This is a genomic window from Azospirillum sp. A1-3, assembly GCF_023806445.1.
Lineage (GTDB): Bacteria > Pseudomonadota > Alphaproteobacteria > Azospirillales > Azospirillaceae > Azospirillum.
In genome coordinates this window covers 166,079-181,928 of sequence record NZ_JAMSLU010000008.1, presented here as the reverse complement: position 1 = coordinate 181,928, position 15,850 = coordinate 166,079, and the positions used below count along the sequence as shown (strand labels likewise).

General features: G+C 67.9%; 15 protein-coding genes and 1 tRNA gene. 9 read left to right on the top strand and 7 right to left on the bottom strand.

Annotated features, from left to right (window positions below; all coding sequences use genetic code 11):
• Nucleotides 1–21 precede the first annotated feature (21 nt).
• From M5E06_RS33865 to M5E06_RS33855, 3 genes are all read left to right on the top strand, one after another.
• Nucleotides 22–642, top strand: a complete 621-nt coding sequence (locus tag M5E06_RS33865) for a class I SAM-dependent methyltransferase (protein ID WP_252142018.1) — start codon at nt 22–24, stop codon at nt 640–642.
• A gap of 83 nt (nt 643–725) precedes the next feature.
• The gene (locus M5E06_RS33860) at nt 726–1,571 is read left to right on the top strand and encodes a uroporphyrinogen-III synthase (RefSeq protein ID WP_252142017.1); all 846 of its coding nucleotides are present in this window, start codon (nt 726–728) and stop codon (nt 1,569–1,571) included.
• A gap of 141 nt (nt 1,572–1,712) precedes the next feature.
• On the top strand, nt 1,713–2,879 hold the full coding sequence (locus M5E06_RS33855; protein WP_252142016.1) for a cytochrome-c peroxidase: 1,167 nt from the start codon (nt 1,713–1,715) through the stop codon (nt 2,877–2,879).
• 24 nt (nt 2,880–2,903) lie between these two features.
• Here M5E06_RS33855 and M5E06_RS33850 read toward each other — a convergent pair whose 3' ends face one another.
• The 4 genes from M5E06_RS33850 to M5E06_RS33835 all read right to left on the bottom strand — a co-directional run bounded on the left by M5E06_RS33850 (nt 2,904) and on the right by M5E06_RS33835 (nt 5,952).
• The gene (locus M5E06_RS33850) at nt 2,904–3,074 is read right to left on the bottom strand and encodes a hypothetical protein (RefSeq protein ID WP_252142015.1); all 171 of its coding nucleotides are present in this window, start codon (nt 3,072–3,074) and stop codon (nt 2,904–2,906) included.
• Nucleotides 3,075–3,251: 177 nt separating this feature from the next.
• Nucleotides 3,252–3,809 carry a hypothetical protein gene (locus M5E06_RS33845; protein WP_252142014.1) on the bottom strand — a complete coding sequence of 186 codons (558 nt, stop codon included), beginning with the start codon at nt 3,807–3,809 and terminating at the stop codon, nt 3,252–3,254.
• 194 nt (nt 3,810–4,003) lie between these two features.
• Nucleotides 4,004–5,479, bottom strand: coding sequence for a cytochrome c oxidase accessory protein CcoG (ccoG, locus tag M5E06_RS33840; RefSeq protein ID WP_252142013.1), 1,476 nt, complete (start codon nt 5,477–5,479; stop codon nt 4,004–4,006).
• 191 nt (nt 5,480–5,670) lie between these two features.
• On the bottom strand, nt 5,671–5,952 hold the full coding sequence (locus M5E06_RS33835) for a hypothetical protein (protein WP_252142012.1): 282 nt from the start codon (nt 5,950–5,952) through the stop codon (nt 5,671–5,673).
• 265 nt (nt 5,953–6,217) lie between these two features.
• On the opposite strand from M5E06_RS33835, the gene M5E06_RS33830 reads away from it, so the two are divergent.
• The gene (locus M5E06_RS33830; protein ID WP_252142011.1) at nt 6,218–8,086 is read left to right on the top strand and encodes a PAS-domain containing protein; all 1,869 of its coding nucleotides are present in this window, start codon (nt 6,218–6,220) and stop codon (nt 8,084–8,086) included.
• 87 nt (nt 8,087–8,173) lie between these two features.
• On the opposite strand, the gene M5E06_RS33825 is transcribed toward M5E06_RS33830, so the two are convergent.
• Both M5E06_RS33825 and M5E06_RS33820 read right to left on the bottom strand, forming a co-directional pair.
• A tRNA-Tyr gene (locus M5E06_RS33825) sits at nt 8,174–8,259 on the bottom strand.
• Nucleotides 8,260–8,447: 188 nt separating this feature from the next.
• The gene (locus tag M5E06_RS33820) at nt 8,448–9,317 is read right to left on the bottom strand and encodes a hypothetical protein (protein ID WP_252142010.1); all 870 of its coding nucleotides are present in this window, start codon (nt 9,315–9,317) and stop codon (nt 8,448–8,450) included.
• Nucleotides 9,318–9,722: 405 nt separating this feature from the next.
• On the opposite strand from M5E06_RS33820, the gene M5E06_RS33815 reads away from it, so the two are divergent.
• The 5 genes from M5E06_RS33815 (at nt 9,723) to M5E06_RS33795 (ending at nt 14,821) form a co-directional block, all read left to right on the top strand.
• Nucleotides 9,723–11,321 (top strand): DegQ family serine endoprotease, encoded by a 1,599-nt coding sequence (locus tag M5E06_RS33815; protein WP_252142009.1) that lies wholly within the window; start codon nt 9,723–9,725, stop codon nt 11,319–11,321.
• 114 nt (nt 11,322–11,435) lie between these two features.
• Nucleotides 11,436–12,197, top strand: a complete 762-nt coding sequence (locus tag M5E06_RS33810; RefSeq protein ID WP_252142008.1) for a glycosyltransferase family 2 protein — start codon at nt 11,436–11,438, stop codon at nt 12,195–12,197.
• Nucleotides 12,198–12,234: 37 nt separating this feature from the next.
• Nucleotides 12,235–12,570, top strand: coding sequence for a lipid-A-disaccharide synthase N-terminal domain-containing protein (locus tag M5E06_RS33805; protein WP_252142007.1), 336 nt, complete (start codon nt 12,235–12,237; stop codon nt 12,568–12,570).
• Entirely contained in the window at nt 12,567–14,258 is a 1,692-nt protein-coding gene (locus M5E06_RS33800) for an ArnT family glycosyltransferase (protein WP_252142006.1), read from the top strand. Before M5E06_RS33805 ends, M5E06_RS33800 begins: the two co-directional genes overlap by 4 nt.
• A 155-nt stretch (nt 14,259–14,413) precedes the next feature.
• Entirely contained in the window at nt 14,414–14,821 is a 408-nt protein-coding gene (locus M5E06_RS33795) for a hypothetical protein (RefSeq protein ID WP_109073421.1), read from the top strand.
• Nucleotides 14,822–14,831: 10 nt separating this feature from the next.
• Here the strand turns inward: M5E06_RS33795 and M5E06_RS33790 are convergent, their stop codons facing one another.
• Nucleotides 14,832–15,824, bottom strand: coding sequence for an ROK family protein (locus tag M5E06_RS33790; protein WP_252142005.1), 993 nt, complete (start codon nt 15,822–15,824; stop codon nt 14,832–14,834).
• Nucleotides 15,825–15,850: the final 26 nt, after the last annotated feature.

Here is a 15,850-nt window from a genome sequence, read left to right as displayed (position 1 = left end):
CGAAACGGGGGAGACAGGATCATGGACGCCGAATCCATTCGCGCCGCTTATCGCCGCTATGCCGGATTCTATGACCGGGTGTTCGGCGTGCTGCTGGCCTCCGGCCGGCATGCGGCGGTGGAGTGGCTGAACCGCCGCGGCGGCCTGCGCATCCTGGAAGTTGGCGTCGGCACCGGCCTGTCGCTGTCCGATTACCGCAAGGACAACAGCGTCGTCGGCATCGACCTGTCCACCGACATGCTGAAGGTGGCGCAGGAGCGGGTGGAGCGCGAAAAGCTCGACCATGTCGAAGGGCTGCTGGAAATGGATGCCGGCAAGCTGGCCTTCGCCGACGGCAGTTTCGACGTGGTGGTCGCCATGTATGTGATGACCGTCGTTCCCGACCCCCAGGGCACGATGGCGGAGCTGGAGCGCGTCTGCAAACCCGGCGGCGACATCGTCATCGTCAACCATTTCGCCGCCCCCCGCCCCGGCGTCCGCCGCGCGGTGGAGGGCTGGCTGTCGCCGTTGTCGAAGAAGCTCGGCTGGCGGCCCGATTTCACGCTGGACGCGATGATGGCCGGCTCGCGGCTCGCGGTGGAAAGCATCCGCACCCTGCCGCCCTTCGGGTTGTTCAGCCTGCTGCATTGCCGGCGGGGGTAGAAGGCCGTTCGTCGCGCGTGACCGCTCCGGTCGCCTGCTGCTAGTCTTGCCGTCACGACACACGCGATCATGGGAGCGGGGATATGGCCGAGCAGGGCGGCGACCTGGCGGGAAAGCGGATTCTGGTGCCGGAAAGCCGGGATCTCGACCTGTTCGCGGGCATGATGGAACAGCATGGCGCCGAGACGATCCGCTGCCCACTGGTCAAGATCCTCGACCTCGACGATCCGGCGCCGGCAAAGGAGTGGCTGGAGCGGCTGCTGACCGAAGGGTTCGACGACATCGTCTTGCTGACCGGCGAGGGGCTGCGGCGGCTGATGACCGTCGCCCGCGCCATGGAGCGTGAGGCCGACGTGGTCGCCGCCATCGGCCGCGCGCGCGTCTTCGTCCGGGGGCCGAAGCCGGTGAAGGCTCTGCGCGAGATCGGCTGCGCCCCCTACAAATCCGCTCCGGCCCCGACCACCGACGGCGTCATCGCCATGCTGGGGGAGGAGAACCTCACTGGCCGGCGTGTCGGCGTTCAGCTCTATCCCGACAACCCGAACGAACCTCTGCTGGAGGCGGTGCGGGCCGGCGGCGGTATTCCGGTGGCGGTGACCCCCTACCGCTACGCCAACGATTCGGAGACCGGCGCCGTCCAGACGGCGATCCGCGACATGGCGGATGGGCGCATCGACTTCGTCGCCTTCACCGCCTCGCCCCAGGTGCGGCGCCTGCACGAGGTGGCGGAGGCCTGCGGCCTCGGTGACGCCTTCCGCCAGGGCTTTGCCAGGACACGCATCGCCGCCGTCGGCCCGGTGGTGGCGGAAGCGGTGGAGGCGGCCGGCGGCACCGTCGCGGTTTCCCCGGACTCGACCTTCCACATGAAGCCGCTGGTCAACGCCATCCGCCGGCTGCTGACGGAGGGGGAGGCGAGCAAGCCGGCCTGACCGGCCATCGCCCTTTGCGGGCCAGCGACCTTTCGCCCCACCCTCCTTATGCGCGGACAAATTGATAACGATTCTCACTCTCGATTAACCTTTGACGCTCAGTGTTGGTCGCAGTCTGTGGCCGTTGCCAGGAGCGTCGTCATGCCCGTCCGCCTTTCTTCCCTGTCCCGCCGCGCGCTTGCGCTGGCGTTCCTGTCGGCCGGGCTGGCCGGGGGCGGGTCCGCTCTTGCCGCGGATCTGTCGAGCAAGGAGAAGCTGGGGGAGGCGCTGTTTTCCGACACCGCGCTGTCGGCCAACCGCACGCAATCCTGCGCCGACTGCCACAACCCGGATTTCGGTTTCGCCGATCCGCGGACCGGCGGGGCGGGCGGGGCGGCCTCGGTCGGCGACAACGGCAAGTCGGTGGGCGACCGCAACGCGCCGACGGCGGCCTACGCGGCCTTCACGCCGGCCTTCCACATCAAGGCGGACGGCAAGGCGCTCGGCGGCCAGTTCTGGGACGGCCGCGCCGCGACGCTGAAGGATCAGGCCGGCGGGCCGCCGCTGAACCCGGCGGAGATGGGGCTGACCTCCAAAGAGCAGGCGCGAGACAGGCTGGCGGAGAATCCCGACTACGCCCGCGCCTTCGTGGCGCTCTACGGCGCCGGGGTGCTGGACGACGCCGGGCGCGCCTATGACGCGATGACCGACAGCCTCGCCGCGTTTGAAAAGACCGACCGCTTCGCGCCCTTCGATTCGAAATACGACCGCTATCTGCGCGGCGACTACAAGATGACGCCTGAGGAGGATTTGGGCATGACCCTGTTCTTCTCCACCCAGTTCACCAACTGCAACCAGTGCCACAAGCTGAAGGCGATGCCGGCCGCGGAGGGGGAGATGTTCACCAATTACGAACATCACAACATCGGCGTCCCGGCCAACCCGGCCCTGCGCGAGGCGTCCGGCAACCCGGGCTTCGCCGACCGCGGACTGCACGACAATCCGGCGGCGGCCAAGCCCGCCTATGAGGGGAAGTTCAAGACGCCGACCCTGCGCAACGTCGCGGTGACCGGACCCTACATGCACAATGGCGTCTTCAAGGATCTGGAGACGGTCGTGCGCTTCTACGACCACTACAACAACCGGACGGAAAAGGCCGCGATCAATCCGGAGACCGGCAAGCCCTGGGGACTGCCGGAGGTGGCGGCGAATCTGTCGACGAAGGAACTGGAATCGGCGCCGGCGCTGGACACCCGCCGCGTCAAGGCGCTGGTCGCCTTCATGAAGACGCTGACCGACTCGCGGTACGAACACCTGCTGGCGAAATAGGGCAGACCCTTTCAGCCGCCCCCTTCAGCCGCCGATGTCGATGCGGAAGAGTTCCATGTCCAGCAGTTCCATCGACATCCGGCGTCGCCCGGCAGTATTTCGGGATGCCAGCTTGCGGGCCAGCGGCTGGCTCAGCCAGGCGGCGCGGGCGCGGTCGATCAGGGCGGTGCAGCGATGGGACAGAGTGGCGTTCATGGCGGTCGGGCTCTTTCGCAAGGGATCGGGGTCGGCGGCAGCATGGCTCCTGTGAGCAGTTGCAATAAGAATGTCCCGGCAACGTGACAGTTTCTATCGCCCGAAGGTCTAGTCCCTACGCCATAGGGGGGGGATTCGGTCGATTTCGCCCCTGTCTTCGACCAAAGAAGGAGGGCGTCACATCACCAGACCGACCAGCCGGCGCAGGGCGTCGCGGGCTTCGCCGTCCAGAACCGGCAGGCCGTTGCGGGCCTCCAGCATGTAGGCGCCGGGATCGGCCAGGGTGCGCATTGCGAATCCGGCGACCACCGGCGGCTCGGTGCTGAGCGGCTGCTGGTCGTAGACGGGGGTGAAGCTGCAGCCGCTGAGCAACGCGCGGATCATCAGCGTCTCGTCCGACGTGGCGCCGGCCGCCGGCGTGTTGATGCCGAACAGCAGCCGCTCCGCCTCCGCCTCGGTCACCAGCCCGCGTTCCAGCAGGATGTCGACCATGCCGGAGCTGGTCATCACCGGCGCCGCCCGCCCCTTCCAGCAGAAGCGGCCATCGTCCCAGCCGACATCCAGGCTGCGGAAGATCATGTGCGGTTCGCCGCCGCCGGGTGCGCCGGCGACGATGTAGTTGACCCGCAGAAGCCCGTTCCACGCGCCGGCCGGAGCGACGATGCAGGACAGCCCGCTCCGCGTCAGGCGCAGGTAGGTGTCGTTGATGCCCGATGGCTCGAAGTCGAAAAGCATGGGTGTCTCACCTCGCTGCAGGCGGACCCGGCGTCGCCGCGGTCCAGCCTTCGTTCGCTTGAGTCAGGTGAGTGGCATGCAAGCCCGCGCAAACTGCCCATGCGGGTGCCCTCCCTTTGCGCAGAAACACGAAAGGCGGTAGGCCGATCCGCCGGCCCCCGCCTTTCGCGCTCGTGCCAAGGAGGATTCAGAGGCTAGTTCGCCGGCCCCATGAAGACGCTGTCGTGGCTGTTCTTCTCGTTCGTTCCGGTGTCGGACAGCTGGAAGGTCAGCGGCAGCGACGTGGCGGAGACCGCCGTGCGCGGGGCCGTAACATAGACGCGGTAGGTGGCGACGCTGTCCGGCGAGGCGGAGATGGTGGCGGTGTGGGCGGCGGCCTCATCCTCCGCCTCGCCGATCACCTTGATCTCGGCATTGGGCAGGCCGGCGACGCTGAGGGTGTAGGAGCGGTCCTGCCGGGTCTTGTTGGCGACCTTGAAGGTGTAGGCGTTGCGGATCGAGCCGTCCGACAGCGTCACGAACAGCGGCGCGCGGTCGCGCAGCACCGTGATGTTCAGGCTGGGGCGCAGCGCGAAGCTCCAGGCCATGGCGCCGCCGATGACCAGCATCAGCAGGGCATAGACGATGATACGCGGGCGGATCAGACGCCACTGATAGGTCTTGCCGGAGGCCCGGGTGTCCTGGGCGGCCAGGCTGTCGAAGGCGATCAGGCGGGTGGGCAGCCCCTGCTGGATCATGATGCTGTCGCAGGCGTCGACGCACAGGCCGCAATTGATGCAGTCCGCCTGCTCGCCGGTGCGGACGTCGATGCCCATCGGGCAGACCTGCACGCACTGGCCGCAGTCGATGCAGTCGCCGAAGCCCTGGGCGCGCCGCTCGTCCCAATTCTGTGACTTGCGCTTGGGGGCGCGGTTGTCGCCGCGGTCGGCCTGATAGGTGACGATCAGCGAATGTTCATCCAGCATCGCAGTCTGGATGCGCGGCCACGGGCACATGTACATGCACATCTGCTCGCGCGCCCAGCCGGCCATCACATAGGTCATGCCGACGAAGATGGCGAAGAAGGACACCGCCTCGTAGCTGGCCTGGAAGGTCAGCAGATCATGCAGCAGGGCCGGGGCGTCGGTGAAATAGGCGAGGAAGCCGAACCCGGTGACGAGGCTGAGCGTCAGCCAGCCCGCATGCTTGCCGGCCTTGCGCAGGGCCTTGCGCGTTGTCCAGGGCTGCTTTTCCATGCGGATGCGTTCCGCCCGGTCGCCTTCGAAGATGCGCTCGATCCAGACGAACAGGTCGGTCCACACCGTGTGCGGACAGGCGAAGCCGCACCACACGCGGCCGGCCAGCGCCGTCGCCAGGAACAGGCCCAGCGCCGCGACGATCAGGATGCCGGTGAGGTAGTAGATTTCCTGCGGCCAGATCTCGATCCAGAACAGGAAGAATCGGGGCGTGGTCAGGTCGAACAGCACCGCCTGGGCGGGCGCGTCGGGACCGCGTTCCCACCGGATCCAGGGAGCGATGAAGAACAGCGCCAGAAGAACGGAGAAGGTGACGGTCTTCAGGCGGCGATAGAGGCCCTTAACCGCCTTCGGATGAATCGTCTTATGGCTTTCGTACAGCGGGACCTTGGCGGGTTGGGCTGAGCCCTGCTGAACGATGCTTCCGTCTGGCATGTCGATGCGCCTGATTTCCGGTTCCACGTTGGCGCGGAGCATATTCGACCACCAGTGCGGCGTGTTTGACCTCTGTCAAACAACGTCGATATTCCGAAAAGCCATTCCAGATCTAAGGCTTTTCACCGGTTCGAGGGATCCGCGTTTCGGGGTCCGTTAATACTGTGCCAGATGGCCAATCGACAAGCTGATTATTGTTCGACGATAAAGGTATCACGTACAATACTGAGACTATACTGTGGCTCAACAAAGCAATCAGTTAAACGCACCGTTAGGGCCTGCCGACGGTTACCGACAGGAAGGACAGGCGCAGGCGCGACGCGCAGGATGTCGGCCACCAGTGTCAGGATATCGTCGTGATGGTTGGCCGATGCATGCGGTCCGGCCGGCCGAAGCGCGGACCGGGCAGGAAAAATCGTCGCGGCGACCGGCTCCGCCAGGAACGTGCTTCCACAGGCCGCCGCATCCGCCATCGTGCAAATCCTTATCCCAGACAACGGCTTGGCCGCCACGGCCCCTGGACAGGCGCAGGATTAGGCTTCACTGTTTCGTAAAAACAACCGGTCTCCCGGCCGGGTCCGGCGCCGGCAGGTGCGGAATGACGCTTGCCCGTCAACCGTCAAGAGACAAGAATGCGATCGCGGGTCACGCCGCGTGTCCTGCCGCCGGTTTTCTCCCGTCGGTTGGACGCCGATCGTGAATTCAACCCGCCTTTCAGCGGAGGGAGTAGGCACGGGCATGGGGGAGACCGGGTTCGCCCGCTTTGACGCCGACGAACGCCTGGTATGGGCCAATGCCGCCTTCGCGGCCCGATTCGCCGTGCCGGCCGATGCGACGCTGGAGGGGCTGTTAGGCGGCCTGCTGGGTTGTGCCGCCGTTGCCGACCTGCGCCGCGGTTGTCCATTGACGCGGGGGCTCCCCGACGGCGGCGCCGTGACGCTTGCGCTGGGCAGCGGCGGGGCGGACGAATGGCTGCTGACGGCGGTCGATGCGGTTGCGACGCCGGCCGAGCAAGAGCCCTGGGCGAAGACCAGTTCGGTGCTGGACTGCCTCAGCCAAGGGGTGATGGCCTTCGACCATGACCTGCGGCTGGTCGCCTGGAACCGGCGCGTGCTGGAACTGCTCTACATCGATCCCGGATTTCCGCGCTATGCCCAGCCCTATGAGGCGGTTGTCCGCCACATCGCGGAGCAGGGCGGCTATGGCCGCGGCGACGTCGACGATCTGGTGGCGCAGCGGCTGGACTATATCCGCAAGGCCTCCTGGCCCTTTTACAACGAGCGCGTGCGGCCTGACGGCGTCGTCATCGAAACGGTGACCCTGCCGCTGCCCGACGGCGGGTTCGTCACCACCTACACCGACATCACCCAGCGCAAGCAGGCCGAGCGCGAGGTCGCCTCCAGCCGGGAATTGCTGGAGCTGGCGATCCAAGCGGCGCGCGAGGGCATCTCGAAATGGGATCTCCGCACCGGCGAGGTGTGGTTCTCCCCGCAATGGTGGGGCCTGCTGGGCTATTCCGAGGCGGAGATGGACAACAGCCGCCGCCGCTGGGAGGAACTGATCCACGTCGAGGATCTCGGCGCCGCACTGGAGATGGAACGGGATCTGGCGGCCGGCCGGCGGTCGGAGGGCCGGCTGCTGCAGCGCTTTCACCACCGCTCGGGCGCCACGGTCTTCCTGGAGACGCGCACGCTTGCCGTGGCGGGCGGCGACGGCAAGCCCTTCCGCATCGTCGGCTCCCACACCGACGTCACCGAGAGCGTGCGCGCGGCCGAGGCCGTGCGCGCCGCCAAGGAGGAGGCCGAACGCGCCCTGCAGGACCTGAAGGAGGCGCAGGTCCAGCTGATCCAGGCGGAGAAGATGGCGGCGCTGGGCTCGCTGGTGGCCGGGGTGACGCACGAGATCAACACGCCGGTCGGCATCGCCCTGACCGGCGCCTCGCTGCTGGCGGAGAAGACCCGCGCGCTGCGCCACCTGTTCGAGGCCGGTGCGCTGCGGCGGGGCGATTTCGCCGAGTTCATCGACATCGCCGACGAGGCGACGCAGTTGATGCTGCTGAACATCGAGCGCGCCACCCGACTGATCCAGAGCTTCAAGCAGATCGCCGTCGATCAGGCGAGCGAGGAGCGCCGCGTCTTCGAACTGAACACCTACATCCACGAGGTTCTGCGCAGCCTGGGCATGCGCATCCGCCGCAGCGGCCATACGGTTGCCGTCCATTGCCCGGACGATCTGACGATCGACAGTTTTCCGGGGGCGTTCAGCCAAATCCTGACCAACTTCGTCATCAACTCGCTTCTGCATGGCTACGACCCGGGGGTGCGCGGCCAGCTGACGGTGACCGTCACGGCGATGGATGGAGAGGTGGAGCTGGTCTATGCCGACGACGGACGCGGCATTCCGGCGGAACTGCATGGCAAGGTGTTCGAGCCCTTTTTCACGACCAGCCGCGACCGCGGCGGTAGCGGGCTGGGGCTGAACATCGTCTATACGCTGGTCATGCGGACCCTGCGCGGCCGGCTGCGGCTGGACAGCGCACCGGGGGCGGGGACCGCCTTCACGCTGCGCTTCCCGCGCGTGACTCCGGCCGAACCGCTGCCGTTGTAGGCGGCAGATATTTAAAAAGACGAAGAAGGGAAATCCAGCATTCGCGAGGGCCGTTCCGTTCGCCGGACGCTCTCTATTTGAATGCGATGGTGGAAGGGGCTGGATTCGAACCAGCGTACGCTAACGCGGGCAGATTTACAGTCTGCTGCCTTTAACCACTCGGCCACCCTTCCATCGGGGCGCAGAGGATTAGCCTTTCGATCGGGGGGCCGTCAAGCCCCTTTTGCGTGGATGGTGCAAGCGGAGACGCGGCCATGAAAAGCGGCCATGAAAAAACCTCCGCCCCGGGTGGGAACGGAGGTTTTTTCAGACGACGGATTTTCAAAAGGGGGCTCTTTCAAACCCGCTTTTCAAAGACCACTCAGTTCGGGCGGCGCGACGCCCGGTGCGCGGGGATCGGGATCGGACGGATCGCCTGTTCCTCGCGACGGCTGGCCGACATGTCGATCTCCACGCGGGCCAGGGCCTTGCGCAGTTCGTGCACGGTTTCGGACAGCGCCTGGATCGTCGCCTCGCTCGGCTGCTGACGCCAGCCGCGATAAGCGGAAATGCAAGCCTTGGCGGTGTCGCGCAGACGGCCTTCCACCGCATCCACCGGCGGCGTCGGCTGGCCGGGGGCACGCGGGGCCTCCGGTGCGGCGGGAGCCTGGACGGGAGCAGGGGCGGCAACCGGAGCCGGCGCGGGAGCCGCGGCGGGCTCCGGCCGGTTCAGGCGCAGCGTTTCCGTCGGAGCCGGCGCGGGAGCGGCAGCCGGCGTCTCGGCCGAAGCCTGCTCGGTGGCCGGTTCGGTCCGCGGGGCACGGGTCAGCGTGGCGCGGCCGGTGCGGCCGGCGGCGCGGCGCGGTTCGGCCGGGGTTTCGGGCTCCGCGGCGGCGGGAGCGGCGGGTGCCGGCGTTTCCGGGACCGCCGGAGCCACCGGAGCGGCCGCCTCGCCAACCGTTTCCGGCGCTGCGGAAGAGGTGTCGGCGGCGGCCTGCGCCTCGCCCTGCATCCCTTCGGCGCCCATCCCTTCGGCGCTGGCATCACCGTGAGCGGCATCGCCCTGGCCGCTCGCGGCCTCCGCCTTCTTGATGATGTAGGAGATGGCGCTCGGCGTGCATTCGAATTCACGCGCGATGGCCGAAAGGGTCACGCCGCTGCGGTAACGTTCAAGAATTTGGGGCCACGCCGACTGCGGAATGCGCCCACGCTTCTTGGGAGACTCCGGTTCGCTCCCGGTTTCTGCGTTCATTATATCGCTCGGTTGCCAAAGTGAATTTTCAGTCATTCGTCAGCATGTCTACCCGGACCGCACGCTTCCGACGCGGGACCACGCGGGCGCGTGCGTCAGCAGCATCGAGGCTTCACGCTGGCGGGCGATGTTTTCGGTATGGACGACTATCGGAAACTCTTCTCAAAAATGCCAGCATAACTTTGCACGGAATCGTGATTTTGTATCCGGTGTCACAACAGCGTACGACGCTTGGTGGAGATCGGGTGTTTTAAAATAGGCAAGCGACCGTAAACCCCTGGTCGCGGTCACCGGCCACCGGCATCTTTCGATTGCCGACTTTTGAAAAGTGCGATGGACCCCGGACGGGGGCTGGCGTGTTTTCAGTTGCAGAACAGCCCCAACCGTTTTTTGCGGAGACCGTCCATGCCGCATGCGTCCGTGCCGCGCTCGTATCCGATCTTCCGACGCCTTCCGGCCGCGGCGCTGTGCGCGCTGCTGTCCGGCGCGGTCCTTTTGCCGGTGCTGCCTGCGGCTGCACAGGATGCCTCCGCCGCCCCGCAGCCGGGGGCGAGCAGGACCTATTCGCCGCCGTCCTTCCGCGATCTCGCCCGGACGCAGATCGACACGGTCGTCAACATCTCCAGCACCCAGGCACCCCAGGCCTCGGCCGGCGGCGGCCGGCTGCCGGAGGGGCTGGACCTGCCGCCGGGATCGCCGCTGGAGGAGTTCTTCCGCGAATTCCGCAATCGCCAGAGGGGAGGGCAGGGAGACGCTCCGCCCGATGGCGCGCCGAACGGCAGCCCGCCCGGCCTGCCGAGCATGGCTCTGGGCTCCGGCTTCATCATCGATCCGTCGGGCTTGGTCGTCACCAACAACCATGTGGTGGCCGACGCGGCGGAGATCGCCGTCACCCTGCATGACGGGACCAAGCTGCCGGCCAAGCTGGTGGGGTCCGACGCCCCGACCGATCTTGCGCTTCTGAAGGTTGAAAGCAACAAGCCGCTGACCGCCGCCCATTGGGGCGACAGCGAATCCGTGGAGGTCGGCGACTGGGTGGTCGCCATCGGCAATCCCTTCGGTCTCGGCGGATCGGTGACCGCCGGCATCCTGTCGGCCCGCGCCCGCGACATCCAGCAGGGTCCCTACGACGAATATCTGCAGACCGATGCCGCCATCAACCGCGGCAATTCCGGTGGCCCGCTCTATGACGCCAACGGGGCGGTGATCGGCATCAACACCGCCATCTATTCGCCGACCGGCGGGTCGGTCGGCATCGGCTTCGCCATTCCGTCCTCGCTGGCCAAGCCGATCATCGACCAGTTGAAGGACGGCGGGAAGGTGCGGCGCGGCTGGCTGGGCGTCCAGGTCCAGCGCGTGACGCCGGACATCGCCGAAAGCCTGGGCGTGGACGGCACCGGCGGCGCGCTGGTCACCAGCGTGTCCCCCGACAGCCCGGCCGCGTCGGCCGGCCTGCGCCAGGGCGACGTCATCACCGCCTTCAACGGCGATCCGCTGGAACAGATGCGCCAGCTGCCCCGCCTCGTCGCCTCCACCGGGATCGGCAGCACGGTTCCGATGACCCTGCTGCGCGGCGGCAAGGAGGAATCGGTCCAGGTCACGATCGGCGAGTTGCGCGACGAGCCGCAGCAGGTGGCCCTGTCCGGATCCAGCGGCGCCCCCCGCTCCGCGCAGCCTGAGGAAAGCAAGTCGGCGCTTGGCCTCAAGCTCGCCCCGCTGACCCCCGGCCTGCGCCAGACCTTCTCCATCGCCGACGATGTCGACGGGCTGGTGGTGACGGAGGTCGACCGCGACAGCGCCGCGTCCCAGCGCGGGCTCGACCTCGGCGACGTCATCGTCGAAGCGGGGCAGGAGCCGGTGGCGACCCCCGCCGACCTTGAATCCCGCATCGCCAAGGCGAAGGAAGACGGGCGCAAGACCCTGCTGATGCTGGTCAGCCGCGGCGGCGACCTGCGCTATGTCCCGCTTCCGCTGTCCCCCTCCACCAATGGGCGGAAGGGGTAATCCGGCCGTTGCGGAACCGTATCGGACGGAAGCGGGGATCTGCCCCGCTTCCGTCTCATCCTTTTCCGCTACCGTTCGCCGCGCCGCGAGAGTAATTTGCCGCCCGTTCGGCGAATGGGATGGCAAACCGTGAGCATTTATCCGGAGAACGGCCAGCCGGTGCGGCTGTCGGTCGTTGTCCCCGTTTTCAACGAGGCCGAGAATGTGCTGCCGCTGCTCGAAGAGATCGAGCGGGCGCTGATTCCGGTCGGCGGTTTCGAGATCATCTTCGTCGACGACCAGTCGGACGACGACACCCAGGCGCGCCTTGCCGCGGCGGTGGACGCCGGCCGGCTGCGCGTGCTGCGCCATGTCCGCCGCTCCGGCCAGAGCGCGGCGGTGCGCAGCGGCGTCAAGGCGGCGCGTGGCGAGTTCGTCGTGACGCTGGACGGGGATGGCCAGAACGATCCGGCCGACATCCCGGCGCTGTTCGCCCTGGTCTCGACCGGGGAGACAGGGGCGCCGGTTCTGGTCGGCGGCCTGCGCAAAAAGCGGCAGGACACCCTGTCCAAGCGCTGGGCCTCCAAGATCGCCAATGCGGTCCGCCAGTCCTTCCTGCAGGACGGCTGCACCGACAGCGGCTGCGGGCTGAAGCTGTTCCGGCGCGACGCCTTTCTCGACCTGCCCTTCTTCGGGGCGATGCACCGGTTCCTGCCGGCGCTGTTCCGCGCCCACGGCCATCCGGTGGCTTATGTGCCGGTGAACCATCGCCCGCGCGAACGCGGCGTGTCGAAATACAACAACTGGCGGCGCGGGCTGATCGGCGTGGTCGATCTGCTGGGCGTTTACTGGCTGAAGCGGCGGACGAAGCTGTCCCCGGTCTCCGAACGCCTCTGATTGACGTCTAGCGACCCTTTCGGGACAGGATTTTACGATGATCGAGCGCGCCGCAGCGTGGTTCCAGGGGCAAAGCACCACCGACCTGATCTGGGTCGGGGTCGGCGTATTCGCGCAGATCATGTTCACCATGCGCTTCCTCGTGCAGTGGATCGCCAGCGAAAAGGCGCGCCGCAGCGTGGTGCCGGAACTGTTCTGGTACTTCTCGCTGGGTGGCGGCGTTCTACTGTTCGCCTACGCCTTCTACCGCTTCGACCCGGTCTTCATGCTGGGGCAGGGCATGGGTCTGGTGATCTACGCCCGCAACGTCTATTTCGTCTGGAGCCACAAGAAGTTGCAGGCCGCCGATGGCGCGGTGCCGAGCAAATCGTGACTGCGACGCCGCTGCCGAGAAGCCGCCTTCCGATCTGGGCCTATGCGCTGCTGGCGCTGATCGCCGCGGCGCTGTTCCTGCCCGGCTTCACCGTGCTGCCGCCCTTCGACCGCGACGAGGCCCGCTTCGCCCAGGCCTCCTCCCAGATGCTGGACAGCGGCAACTTCGTCGACATCCGCTTCCAGGACGAGACCCGCTACAAGAAGCCGGTCGGAATCTATTGGCTGCAGAGCGCCGCTACCGCAGCGGCCGATGCGTTGCGCGGACTCCCGGTCGGGGCCGACAAGGTCATCTGGACCTACCGTATTCCGTCTTTCCTGGGCGCGATCCTGGCGGTTCTGGCCAGCGCCTGGACGGCCGCGCGCCTGTTCGGCGGCCCGGCCGGCTTCATCGCCGGGCTGATGATGGCGTCCTGCGTCGTGCTGGGGGTCGAAGCGCGGATGGGCAAGACCGACGCCGTCCTGCTCGCCACCGTGGTGATCGGGCAGGCGGCGCTCGCCCATCTCTATCTCGGCCGCCGCGATCCGGTCCCCGCCGGACGGGCTGCCTGGACGGTTCCGCTGGTCTTCTGGATCGCCGCCGGCGTCGGCGTGCTGGTCAAGGGGCCAATGGTCCTGCTGGTGTCCGGCACCACCGCGCTGGTTCTGGCGCTGTGGGACCGCGAGGCCGGGTGGCTGAAGCGGCTGAAGCCGCTGGCCGGGCTCGGCATCGTCGTCGCCATCGCCGCTCCCTGGCTGATCGCCATCGCCATCAAGAGCAAGGGCGCCTTCTTCGCCGAGTCCGTCGGCCACGACATGCTGGGCAAGGTGTCGGGCGGGCAGGAGGGCAAGGGGCTGCCGCCCGGCTATTATCTCGGCACCTTCTGGGTGACCTTCGCCCCCTGGTCGCTGCTGGCGCTGCTGGCGGTTCCCTGGGTGTGGGCGCGGCGCCGGCTGGACGCCGTGCGCTTCTGCATCGCCTGGATCGTCCCGAGCTGGCTGGTGTTCGAAGCGGTGCCGACCAAGCTCCTGCACTACACCCTGCCGGTCTTCCCGGCCATTGCCGCCGTTGCCGCCGCGGCCCTGATCGACAATTTCGACCGCAGCCGGGAACGGCGGCGCCGCTGGCTGGTTGCCGCCGCGGTGGCGCTGGGCGTGATCGGCTTCGGCGCCCTGACCCTGGCCGTCGCCGTGATCCCCTGGCTGGTCGACCACCGGATCGATCCGGTCGGGGTGGCGCTGGTGCCGGCGGTGGGCGGCCTCTTCGCCCTTGCCCTGCGCTCGCTTCTGCGGGGCGAACGGCGGACCGGGCTGGCTGCCGGGGTCGGCGCCGCGGCATTGCTCTATGCCGGGACCTATGCCGCCGTGCTGCCGAACATCGACGGCGTGTGGGTCAGCAGGCAGGCCGCCCGCGCGGTGGCGCAGGTCCGGCCCTGTCCGGACAGTGTGGTGGCTTCCGCCGGCTATTCGGAGCCGAGCCTGGTCTTCCTGCTCGGCACGCCGACCAAGCTGGTCCATGGGGCGGGGGCGGCGGCGCATCTGACGGTGGACCGCGCCTGCGGGCTGGCCCTGGTGGAGGACCGGGAGGCGCGGGCCTTCCTCGACAGCCTCGGCACGGCGACGCCGCTGCCGCTGGCGGAGCTGTCGGGCTTCAACTACAACACCGGCAAGCGACTGCATCTGACGCTCTACCGGCTGCCGGCACAATAACCCGCCTTCCGATCCGTATCGGAAGGACGGGGGTTTGCTCCGCTTGGGGATGCCGCAACCGGGGTGGGTAACGCGCCTCCGCATTGGACGGCGCGGGTGCTTTCCGCTCGACTGACCCTTCCGATCCGTTTTTCCGGACGAAAGGCGCCTGTTCGATGACCCGCGTTGCCTCCTCTGCCGAAACCGCCGTCAAATTCGCCCTCTCCGCCGTGGCCGCCACGCTGGCGATGGTGACGCTGTCGCTGCCGGCCCATGCCCAGAAGCAGGAGTATGCGCCCTGGGTGTATGACCAGATGGTCCCGACCGGCCCGCTCCTGCGCAACATGGATCAGGCGCAGCCGATCCCCGGCCCGGCCCCGTCCCATTGGGGGGCGATCAAGGCGGGCAAGGACCGTGCCGGCATGACGCGCTACGGCACCGATGTGAAGCGGACGACCCAGCATTATTCCGCTTCCCACTCGCTGACGCCGCCGCCGGTGGACCCCGCCGCCGCCCGGCGCGGCGCTGCTCCGCCGCGCAGCGCCGATGTTCCGCCGGCCCCGCGCACCGCGCGGACCGACTAAGCCCCTTCGGTCAGGTCCCGTCCGGCAATTCTCCGGGACGCCATAGCCATGCGGCGCCGCGCACGCCACTGGAATCGCCATGGCGGGCGCGGCGCACCGGCGTGTCGAGACGGTCGCTGAAGGCCCAGGGCTGCATCGCCGCCGGCAGCCGCTCGTACAGCAGCTCGGCGTTCGACAGGCCGCCGCCCAGCACGATGACGTCGGGGTCCAGCAGGTTGGCGACCGCCGCCAGCCCACGGGCGAGCCGGCCGACCAGCCGGTCCGCCGTCGCCCTGCATCCGTCGTTGGCGGCGGACCGATCGGCTGCGCGGGCGAGAATCGTCGCGGCGTCGAACCTTTCGCCGGTCGCCGCGAAATGATCCGCCGCCACAGCGGGTCCGGACACGAAGGTCTCCAGGCAGCCGTGCCTGCCGCAATAGCAGGACGGTCCCGGCCGCTCGGCGTCGGTCGGCCAGGGCAGCGGGTTGTGCCCCCATTCCCCGGCGATGGCGTTGCGTCCGCCCAGCACCCGGCCATGCACGACGATGCCAGCGCCGCAGCCGGTGCCGAGGATCGCCGCGAACACCACGCCGCAGCCGGCCCCGGCGCCGTCGGTCGCCTCCGAAACCGCCAGACAATTGGCGTCATTCTCGATCCGCACCGGCCGGCCGAGCGCCTGGGTCAGGTCGCCGGTGAAATCGCGGCCGATCAGCCAGGTGGAGTTGGCGTTCTTGACCAGCCCGGTCGCCGGAGAAATGGCGCCCGGGATGCCAAGCCCGACCGTCGCCTTGTGCCCGCCGGGGATCTCCCCTTCCAGGCGGGCGACCAGATCGTGGATGGTCGCGACCGTGCCGTCGTAATCTCCTTTCGGCGTGGGAACTCTATGGCGCGCCAACTGGTTTCCCTGTCGGTCGAGCAGGATGCCCTCGGTCTTGGTCCCGCCCAGGTCGATGCCGATGCGGTGCCCGCCCGCATACTCTGTTCCGAACCCCGTTCCGACCGATTGCGATCCGGTGGCTGCCATGCCCTGTCACCTGTCCGACTGTCCTA

Excerpts from the sequence above, each read along its gene's own strand:
- M5E06_RS33865 (WP_252142018.1), top strand. The coding sequence starts at position 22 with ATGGACGCCGAATCCATTCGCGCCGCTTATCGCCGCTATGCCGGATTC.
- M5E06_RS33860 (WP_252142017.1), top strand. The coding sequence starts at position 726 with ATGGCCGAGCAGGGCGGCGACCTGGCGGGAAAGCGGATTCTGGTGCCG.
- M5E06_RS33855 (WP_252142016.1), top strand. The coding sequence starts at position 1,713 with ATGCCCGTCCGCCTTTCTTCCCTGTCCCGCCGCGCGCTTGCGCTGGCG.
- M5E06_RS33850 (WP_252142015.1), bottom strand. The coding sequence starts at position 3,074 with ATGAACGCCACTCTGTCCCATCGCTGCACCGCCCTGATCGACCGCGCC.
- M5E06_RS33845 (WP_252142014.1), bottom strand. The coding sequence starts at position 3,809 with ATGCTTTTCGACTTCGAGCCATCGGGCATCAACGACACCTACCTGCGC.
- ccoG (WP_252142013.1), bottom strand. The coding sequence starts at position 5,479 with ATGCCAGACGGAAGCATCGTTCAGCAGGGCTCAGCCCAACCCGCCAAG.
- M5E06_RS33835 (WP_252142012.1), bottom strand. The coding sequence starts at position 5,952 with ATGGCGGATGCGGCGGCCTGTGGAAGCACGTTCCTGGCGGAGCCGGTC.
- M5E06_RS33830 (WP_252142011.1), top strand. The coding sequence starts at position 6,218 with ATGGGGGAGACCGGGTTCGCCCGCTTTGACGCCGACGAACGCCTGGTA.
- M5E06_RS33820 (WP_252142010.1), bottom strand. The coding sequence starts at position 9,317 with ATGAACGCAGAAACCGGGAGCGAACCGGAGTCTCCCAAGAAGCGTGGG.
- M5E06_RS33815 (WP_252142009.1), top strand. The coding sequence starts at position 9,723 with ATGCCGCATGCGTCCGTGCCGCGCTCGTATCCGATCTTCCGACGCCTT.
- M5E06_RS33810 (WP_252142008.1), top strand. The coding sequence starts at position 11,436 with ATGGGATGGCAAACCGTGAGCATTTATCCGGAGAACGGCCAGCCGGTG.
- M5E06_RS33805 (WP_252142007.1), top strand. The coding sequence starts at position 12,235 with ATGATCGAGCGCGCCGCAGCGTGGTTCCAGGGGCAAAGCACCACCGAC.
- M5E06_RS33795 (WP_109073421.1), top strand. The coding sequence starts at position 14,414 with ATGACCCGCGTTGCCTCCTCTGCCGAAACCGCCGTCAAATTCGCCCTC.
- M5E06_RS33790 (WP_252142005.1), bottom strand. The coding sequence starts at position 15,824 with ATGGCAGCCACCGGATCGCAATCGGTCGGAACGGGGTTCGGAACAGAG.